This window comes from Rathayibacter sp. AY2B3, assembly GCF_002931755.1.
Taxonomy (GTDB): Bacteria; Actinomycetota; Actinomycetes; order Actinomycetales; family Microbacteriaceae; genus Rathayibacter.
Genome location: NZ_PSUG01000078.1, coordinates 1 through 8,235, shown reverse-complemented (window position 1 = coordinate 8,235; position 8,235 = coordinate 1). Strand labels below are relative to the sequence as shown.

Sequence of the window (8,235 nt, the reverse complement as noted above, 5' to 3'; positions counted from 1 at the left end):
GGCCACGACTCCCCGCGCGAGATGCCAGGCGGAGGCCTCGGAGAGCACGGTCGCGTCCCCCTCGCGGCCGATCAGGGCGGCGCACCGGGATCCGGGTCCTCGGAGTCCTCGAGGTCGTCCGCGTCGTCGATCTCGTCGATCGCCAGGAGGCCGTCGCCCGGGACCTCGGGCACCGCGTGGATGCGGTACCGCAGAGCGTCGCCGGGCGAGAACGGGGTCGCGTCGAGCAGGCCCGAGAAGCCCGCCGCCGCCATGCCCAGCGCCGCGGCGCGGACGCGCTCGCGCAACCGCTCCAGCTCCTCCTCGCCGAAGCGCTCCTGGACCACCTCGCGGTACGGCTTCCCGCGCACGCCCGTCGCCACGAAGAGCAGCTTGGCGCCTCCCCCGTCGGCCGGGTCGGCCGCCTCGATCGCCCCTTCGGCGACGGCGAGCTGGTAGCTGCCCAGCTGCGCGTGCTCGGCGATGTCGTCCTTCCGGGGCGTGCTGCGGCCCGTCTTGAGATCGACGATCGTGACGGAGCCGTCAGCGGCGCGCTCGACGCGGTCGATGGATCCGCGAACGCGGGCGGGCGGGACGTCGAGCTCGAACTGCTGCTCGCGGCCGAGCACCACGCCTCCCCCGCGCTCGAAGTCGGCGAGGTAGCCCGCGAGGCCGTCGATCAGCCGCCGCGTGACGCGCTTCTGCCGCTCGCCCAGCCAGGGCGACTCGAAGACCAGCTCGGGCCATCGCGACTCGAGGGCCGCCCACAGCTCCTGCGGATCGGGCCGCTCGGCGTTCTCGAGGACCCAGTGCACGAGGGTGCCGACCCCCATCGCCGTGCTCGTCGTGGAGCCGGAGACGGCGTCGACGAACCAGTCCAGCGGGGACCGCTCGAAGGCCTCGAGGCGGCTCGGCGAGACGGAGACGGGCCGCTCGGGGTCGCCGACGTCGAAGAGCGGCTCCGTGGTCGAGGGCTCGAGCACCCCGGACCAGGAGGACGGGTCGGCGCCGGGGACCTCTGCGAGCGCCAGGGCGCTGAGCCCTCGGATCGCGGCGGGAGCCTCGGTCGAGTCCGGCGTGGTGGCGGTCCGGCGCAGCGCCGCCACCGCCCCGCGCAGAGTGAGCGGCACCGCGGAGGCCGGATCGAGCCGCGGCGCGTCCGGCGGGGTGAGCCGGAAGAAGAGGGAGGGCGTCTCGTCCTCGCCCGCGACGGCGCTGAGCACCAGCTGCCGCCGGGCGCGCGAGGCGGCCAGGGCGAACATCCGGAGCTCGTCGTCGAGAGTGGCCTTGCGGGCGTCGAGCGGCAGGCCGCCCTCGCCGCGGGCGTGCCGCAGCAGGCCGTCCGGATCGAGCAGCGAGCCGCGCTGGCGGAGGTTGGGCCAGACACCGTCCTGCAGCCGGGCGACCACCACGACGTCGAACTCGAGCCCGACGACGGAGGAGGGCGTGCCGATGAGGACCGCGTCCTCGACGGAGCGCGGCGCGAGCGTGTCCTCGGGGACCTCCGCCTCGAGGATCTCGGTGACGAAGCCGACCGCGGAGTGCCCGGTCGCCCGCTCCACGAACCGGCGCGCGGCGCTGAAGAGGGCGACCACGCCGTCGAGGTTGCGGTTCGCCTCGGCGGCGGTCAGGCCGGTGCCGAGGGCGAGCTCGCGCCAGGAGGATGCGACACGGCTGGACTCCCACGCCGACCACAGGAGCTCCTCGATCGAGCCCCCCTCCCCGTGCAGGCGGCGGACCCGGTCGATCGTCACGGCCAGCCGCTCGGCCTGCCGGGCGGGAGCGGAGTCGATGGTGGCGAAGCGGCCGGGCGCGGCGAGGGCCTCGACCAGCAGCGGGTCGCTCGCGCGGATGCCGCCGCCGGCGAGCTCCTCCGCCCGGAGCGCGAGGCGGAGCCGGCGCAGTCCCAGCCGGTCGACCCCGCCGAACGGGCCGAGCAGCAGCTCCGCCGCGAGCTCCGCGTCGAGGGGCCGCTCGCCGATCGCGACGCCGACCAGCACGAGCAGCGCCCGGGCCGCGTGGTCGTCGCGCAGCGCCCGACCGGCGAGCACGGAGCGGGTCGGCACCTCCGCCACGGCGAGCGCCTTCACCAGCGGCTGGACCGCGGCTCCGGAGCGCACGACGACCGCCATCCGCCGCCACGGAACACCGTCGCGCAGCCGCCGCTCGCGCAGCAGCCGCGCCACCGTCGCCGCCTCGCGCGCCGCCGTCGGCGCGTGCAGCACCAGCACAGGCTCCGGACCCGCCTCGGGGGCCGGAGCCGCGACCGCCGCCCGCTGCCGGCCGGCCGCCGCGGTGCCGATGCGCTCGGTGGCGGCCGACACGACCGCCCGCAGCGCGGCCGAGTGGCGGTGCACCCGCGCGAGCACCAGCGTCTCGACGTCGGACGCGCCGATGCTCGCGGCGAACCGGCCGAGCGTGTCGGAGGCCGCGCCGCGGTAGGCGCTGGTCGCCACGTCGGGGTCGCCCAGCGCGATCACGGTCGCCCCGCGCTCCGTCAGCGCCCGCAGCAGCACGAGCGTCGACTCGCTCGCCTCCTGGAGGTCGTCGACGACGACGAGACGCAGCGCGTCGATCCGCTCGCCGCCCTCGCCCGCGCGGATCGCCTCGGCCGCGTAGGCAGCGAACTCCGCCGCGTCCAGACGGGTGCCCGCCTGGGGCGCCATCCACTCCACCACCTCGCGCAGCTCGTCGAGCACGTCGGCCGCCGCGCTCCACTCGCCGCGCTCGGCGTCGACCCCGAGGGCGCGGATCGCGTCCGAGTCGAGCCCGTGCTCGGTCGCCCGCATCCCGAACTCGCGCAGCTCGGTGCGGAACGTGCGGAGCCTCAGCACCTCGGGGCTGAACTCCTCCGGCCACCGCGGCCCGGTCCCCTCCTCCAGGTGGCCCTCGACGAGCTCGGAGAGGAGGGCGTCCTGCTCGCCGCCGGTCAGGAGGGTCGGCCGCTCGAGGCCGCGCTCCTTGGCGGAGGAGGTGACCGCCTCGAACGCGAGCGAGGTCGCGGTCCGGGCGAGCGGGCCCCGGGTCGGCACACCCAGGCGCAGGGCGAGCACGTCGCGCAGGGCGGTGGCGGCGGTGCGGCTGGCCGCGAGCACCACGACCGACTCGGGCGGGTACCCCCGCGCGAGGACGCGCTCGGCGACCAGCTCGACGACCGTCGTGGTCTTGCCCGTCCCCGGCGCCCCGAGCACGGCGGCGCTGCGGCCCTCGGGCAGCGCGAGCACCGCGCGCTGGGAGTCGTCCAGCACGACCGCGGGCTCGCCCGGGAGCGCCTCGCCGACTGGGGCTGCGGTGGAGGGAGCGGGGGTCGCGGGAGCGGTCACACGACCACGGTAGCCACCGGGTCCGACACTCCCGCCCGTCCCCGCCGGGAGCTCCGGCCGCCCGCTCCGCTCACCGCGAAACCGGCGCGGTCGTCCGAGCGCGGTCCCGTATCCTGACAGCCTCGTCCCCTCCCGAAAGGCACTGCTGGTGGAAATCCGTATTGGAATGGTCAACACCCCGCGCGAGCTCAACTTCGAGTCGTCGATGTCCGTGACCGAGGTCGAGAAGACGGTGACCACCGCTCTCGAGGCCGGCACCGCCGTCCTCCGCCTCCGCGACGAGAAGGGCAAGATCTACATCGTCCCGACCGCCACCGTCGCCTTCGTTGAGGTCGGCTCCGAGGAGTCGCGCCGCGTCGGCTTCGTCGCCTAGAGCATCCCGGCCGGACACGTCGTGGAGCTCCTCTTCATCACCCTGTTCGGGGTCCTGATCGGTCTCGCCGCACGCTACGGGCTGCCGCACCGGCACCTGCACGGCTCCGTGCTGGTGCCGGCGGTCGGCGGCCTGGTGGCCGCGGTCGTCTGGGTCGCGCTGACCTGGGCGGGCCTGCCGTGGGACGGCGGACTGATCTGGGTCCTGTCCCTCGTCGCGACCGCCGTGGTCGTCGTCCCGGTCGGCCTCTCGCTCGGGCGCACTCGCGCCCGCCGCGACGAGGCCTCCCTGCAGGCGATGCTCTCGGGACGCGTCGCCCCCTGATCCGAGCCGGAGGCGCGGGAGTCCTCGGACTTCCGCGCCTCCGTCGTTCCCGGAGTCCGGCGCAGCGACGCGCCGAGGACGGTCAGGCCGTGAGCCCCAGGGCGTCCATCCGCCGCGTGTGCGAGGCGATGAGCTCGGTGAACACCGGCTCGATCCGCGACTCGTCGGAGTCGTGGTTGCCCGACCCCATCAGCGCGGAGCGCGCCACGAGGAGGGTGTCGCCCACCAGGCGGCGGCCCCAGACGGCCAGGCGCGAGCCCAGGCGCTCGTCCGCGGCGATCTCGCGGCGGAGGATCGTGATCACGCCGTCGACGCCCGTGTCCGCGCCGAGGGTCTGCGCGATGCGCGGCCCCACGTCGGTGGGCAGCCCGCCGGTGAGGCGGATGAAGAAGTCGTCGAGCAGGCCCGCCGTGATGTACGCCGAGAGCAGCGTCTCGTGGAGATCCGCGCCGCGGGTGAGCCGCTCGAAGGTGTCGATCGCGGGGCGGAACGGCGCCATGGCCTCGCCGGGCTCCGCATCGCGGCGGCGCAGCTCGGCGACGACGGCGTGGTGCTTCGCGAGCGCCGTGCCGGCCGCGGAGGAGATGGCCTCCTTGTCCGCGAGGTCGTCGGTCTCGGCGACGGCGCGCGCCAGCACCTCGAACACCGCGAGCTGGAGATAGGCGACCTGGCCGAGGTAGGGCAGCACCTCGGGGGTCAGGTCGGCGAGGTCGACGCGGTCGCGCTTCTGGCTCGACTCCCCGCGCGGCGTCAGGCGGGGCACGTCGAGCAGGGGACGTCGACGTCGGAACCAGGCAGCCATTTCTTCAGCATAGGGCGCCGGAGGAGCGGGGTTCCGGGGCCGACGGGGCCGGGAGCAGTAGACTCGCCGGGACGTCACCGGCGCTGGATCGGTGACCCTGCGCCCGGAGTCGTACAGGGGCGTGGACCGTTCGACACGACAGGCGCTTCACTCCGTGACTTTCTCCGACCTCACCATCGACGACGACATCGTCGCCGCACTCGCCGCCAAGGGCATCCTCGAGCCGTTCCCCATCCAGGAGCAGACGATCCCCCTGGCCCTGCAGAAGCAGGACATCATCGGCCAGGCCAAGACCGGCACCGGCAAGACCTTCGGCTTCGGCCTCCCCCTCATCCAGGCCCTCGGCGCCGACCCGGAGCCGGGCGTCAAGGCGCTCATCGTCGTCCCGACCCGCGAGCTCGCCGTGCAGGTCACCGAGGACATCGAGCTGGCCGCCTCCAACCGGCCGACCAAGATCGTCTCCATCTACGGCGGCAAGGCCTACGAGGGCCAGATCGAGCAGCTGAAGGCCGGCGCCCAGATCGTCGTCGGCACGCCCGGACGCCTCCTCGACCTCGCCGGGCAGCGCCTGCTCTCGCTCGCCAACGTGCAGGTGATGGTCCTGGACGAGGCCGACAAGATGCTCGACCTGGGCTTCCTCTCGGACATCGAGAAGCTGTTCGCGCAGACGCCGCCCACCCGCCACACCATGCTCTTCTCGGCGACGATGCCGGGCGCGATCGTCGCGCTCGCGCGCCGCTTCATGAACAAGCCCATCCACATCCGCGCGACCGACCCCGACGAGGGCATCACGCAGGCGAACATCAAGCACATCGTCTACCGGGCGCACTCGCTCGACAAGGACGAGGTCATCGCGCGCATCCTGCAGTCCGAGGGCCGCGGCAAGACCGTCATCTTCACCCGCACGAAGCGCGCCGCCGCCCGCATCGTCGAGGAGCTCAACGACCGCGGCTTCAACGCGGCCGCCGTGCACGGAGACCTCAACCAGGAGCAGCGCGAGCGCGCGATGGCGGCGTTCAAGGCCGGCAAGAAGGACATCCTGATCGCCACCGACGTCGCCGCGCGCGGCATCGACGTGAACGACGTCACCCACGTGATCAACCACACGATCCCGGACGACGACCAGACCTACCTGCACCGCGTGGGCCGCACCGGGCGCGCGGGCAAGACCGGCATCGCGGTGACCTTCGTCGACTGGGAGGACCTGCACAAGTGGGCCCTCATCAACCGGGCGCTGGAGTTCGGCCAGCCCGACCCGGTCGAGACCTACTCGTCCTCGCCGCACCTCTACACCGACCTCGACATCCCCGCGGGAACCAAGGGACGGCTGAAGCCGACCCCGATCCCCGCCGAGGCGAAGGCCGACGCCCGACCGGACCGGGGCGAGCGCTCCGACCGGGGCGAGCGCTCCGAGCGGGGCGACCGGCCGCCGCGCCGCCGCACCCGCTCCGACGCCGCCGACTCGACCGCTCCGCAGCAGACCGGCCCCGCTCCCTCGAGCGAGAGCAAGGAGCACCACGACGGCAACAGCGAGCCGCGCCGCCGCACCCGGTCGCGCCGCCGCTCCCCGCGCCCCGACGCCCAGGCCTGAGCCACCGCGCCACCGAGCCCGTCTCTCGCGATCCGTCGCGGAGGGCGGGCTCTCGGCGTCTCAGCGGCTGTCCGCGACTCGACGGCGTCCGCGACCCGGCGGTCGCCGCGGCTCAGCGGGCGGAGGAGCGGATCGCGTCGACGGTCGCGCGCGCGGTCGTGTTCTCGCCCAGGCGGTTCGGCTTGCCCGTGCCGTGGTAGTCGCTCGAGCCCGTGGTGACGAGCGAGTACTGCTCGGCGAGCTCTCGCAGCCGGCGCTTGCCGTCGGCCGTGTTCTCGCGATGCTCGACCTCGAGGCCGAAGAGGCCGGCGTCGACGAGCTGCGGGAGGATCGACTCGACCGCGATCCCGCGGGCGCTCGCGGCCGGGTGCGCGATGACCGGGACCCCGCCCGCCGCGCGGACCAGGCGCACGGCGTCGACCGGATCGGGCGCGTAGTGCGGGCGGTAGTAGCCGCCGCGCCAGTCGAGGATCCCCGCGAAGGCCGCGGAGCGGTCGGTGGCCAGGCCGCGGGCGACGAGAGCGTCGGCGATGTGCGGACGCCCGATGGTCGTGCCCGGGCTGGTCTGGGCGAGGACGTCGTCCCAGGTGAGGTCGTAGTCGGCCGCGATCGCGGTGACGATCGCCTCCGCGCGGTGCGTGCGGGCCGAGCGGATGCGCGCGGTCTCGGCCAGGAGCCCCGGATCCGCCGGATCGACGAGGTACGCGAGGACGTGGACGCTGGCCCAGCCGACGCGGGAGGAGAGCTCCATCCCGGGCAGCAGGTCGATCCCCGCCTCCTCGGCCGCGGCGAGCGCCTCGGCCCAGCCGCCGGTCGTGTCGTGGTCGGTGAGGGCCACTCCGGTGAGCCCGGCCGCGGCCGCGGCCCGCACCAGGACGGCCGGAGCCTCGGTGCCGTCGGAGACGACGGAGTGGGTGTGGAGGTCGTAACGGCCCCCGTCGACATGCATGGGCTCATCGTAGACGCGCCGCCTGCGAGCCCTCCGATGCCCTAGTAGCCTGGGCCGCGATGGGGACGAGACTGGTGAAGACCGCGGTGGCGGTGATCGTGGCGATCGCTCTGCTGGTGGTCGCGGCGCCCGGCTTCTTCGGGATCGCCCGCGACGCCCCCTTCGCCCAGCTGGTGCCGTTCCGGCTCGCGACGGGCGCGGCGGCCGTCGGGCTCGCCGCGGTCCTGACCGTGATCGCGGTCCTCGTCGCTCCGGTCAGGCGCCTCGCGCTGGCTCTCGCGGCGCTCGGCGTCGTCTTCGCGCTCGTGCTCGCGGGAGTGCAGGGAGCGCGGGGCTACGATTCCGCCGCTCCGCGCGCCCATCGCCTCGCCGACGTGCGCCTCGCCGCCTGGAACGTGCTGCACGACGGCGTGCCCATCGACACGATCGCCTCGCTCGCCCGGGAGAGCGCGGTCGACGGCATCGCCCTCCTCGAGGTCTCGCAGACGCACGCGCAGGACGTCGTGAACGCGCTCAGCGCTCAGGGGATGTCGATGACCCTCCACTACGCCGGATCGGGTGCCGACGACGGGGCGGCCCTGCTGCTCTCCCCCTCGCTCGGCGGGTACACCGTCGACACGGCCGCGGTCGTCACCGGATCGACGCCGTCCCTCGTCGCGCGCCCCGACACTCCCGAGCGCCCCGTCCTCGCCGCGGTGCACACCATGGCTCCGATCCCGTCGCGCCTCGCGGAGTGGCGGAGCGATCTGCTCTCGGTCTCCGCGCTCTGCTCCGCGGAGGAGGACGTCGTGGTCCTCGGCGACCTCAACTCCACCGTCGACCACTGGACCGGGCTGCCGGGCTCGGCCGCGCTGGGCGGCTGCCGCGACGCGGGGACCGTCGCGGGCGGCGGCG

At 74.7% G+C, this 8,235-nt stretch carries 7 protein-coding genes; 4 read left to right on the top strand and 3 right to left on the bottom strand.

Annotated features, from left to right (window positions below; all coding sequences use genetic code 11):
- Nucleotides 1–71: 71 nt before the first annotated feature.
- On the bottom strand, nt 72–3,302 hold the full coding sequence (locus C5C24_RS17135) for an ATP-dependent DNA helicase (RefSeq protein WP_104305543.1): 3,231 nt from the start codon (nt 3,300–3,302) through the stop codon (nt 72–74).
- 148 nt (nt 3,303–3,450) lie between these two features.
- On the opposite strand from C5C24_RS17135, the gene C5C24_RS17130 reads away from it, so the two are divergent.
- Together C5C24_RS17130 and C5C24_RS17125 are read left to right on the top strand one after the other, a co-directional pair.
- Nucleotides 3,451–3,675 (top strand): DUF3107 domain-containing protein, encoded by a 225-nt coding sequence (locus C5C24_RS17130; RefSeq protein WP_104277651.1) that lies wholly within the window; start codon nt 3,451–3,453, stop codon nt 3,673–3,675.
- 21 nt (nt 3,676–3,696) lie between these two features.
- Nucleotides 3,697–3,999: a hypothetical protein gene (locus C5C24_RS17125; protein ID WP_104277652.1), complete on the top strand. Its 303-nt coding sequence runs from the start codon at nt 3,697–3,699 to the stop codon at nt 3,997–3,999.
- A gap of 82 nt (nt 4,000–4,081) precedes the next feature.
- Here the strand turns inward: C5C24_RS17125 and C5C24_RS17120 are convergent, their stop codons facing one another.
- A complete protein-coding gene (locus tag C5C24_RS17120) occupies nt 4,082–4,801 on the bottom strand; it encodes a ferritin-like fold-containing protein (RefSeq protein ID WP_104277653.1) in 720 nt (239 codons plus the stop codon).
- A 154-nt stretch (nt 4,802–4,955) separates the two neighbouring features.
- On the opposite strand from C5C24_RS17120, the gene C5C24_RS17115 reads away from it, so the two are divergent.
- A complete protein-coding gene (locus C5C24_RS17115) occupies nt 4,956–6,392 on the top strand; it encodes a DEAD/DEAH box helicase (RefSeq protein ID WP_104277654.1) in 1,437 nt (478 codons plus the stop codon).
- Between the two features lie 112 nt (nt 6,393–6,504).
- Here the strand turns inward: C5C24_RS17115 and C5C24_RS17110 are convergent, their stop codons facing one another.
- On the bottom strand, nt 6,505–7,341 hold the full coding sequence (locus C5C24_RS17110; protein WP_104277655.1) for a PHP domain-containing protein: 837 nt from the start codon (nt 7,339–7,341) through the stop codon (nt 6,505–6,507).
- Between the two features lie 59 nt (nt 7,342–7,400).
- Between C5C24_RS17110 and C5C24_RS17105 the strand changes: the two genes are divergently transcribed.
- On the top strand, nt 7,401–8,235 hold an 835-nt coding region (locus tag C5C24_RS17105; RefSeq protein ID WP_146082661.1), incomplete at its 3' end, for an endonuclease/exonuclease/phosphatase family protein.

Coding starts and splice junctions, on each gene's coding strand:
- C5C24_RS17120 (WP_104277653.1), bottom strand. CDS start 4,801: ATGGCTGCCTGGTTCCGACGTCGACGTCCCCTGCTCGACGTGCCCCGC.
- C5C24_RS17110 (WP_104277655.1), bottom strand. CDS start 7,341: ATGCATGTCGACGGGGGCCGTTACGACCTCCACACCCACTCCGTCGTC.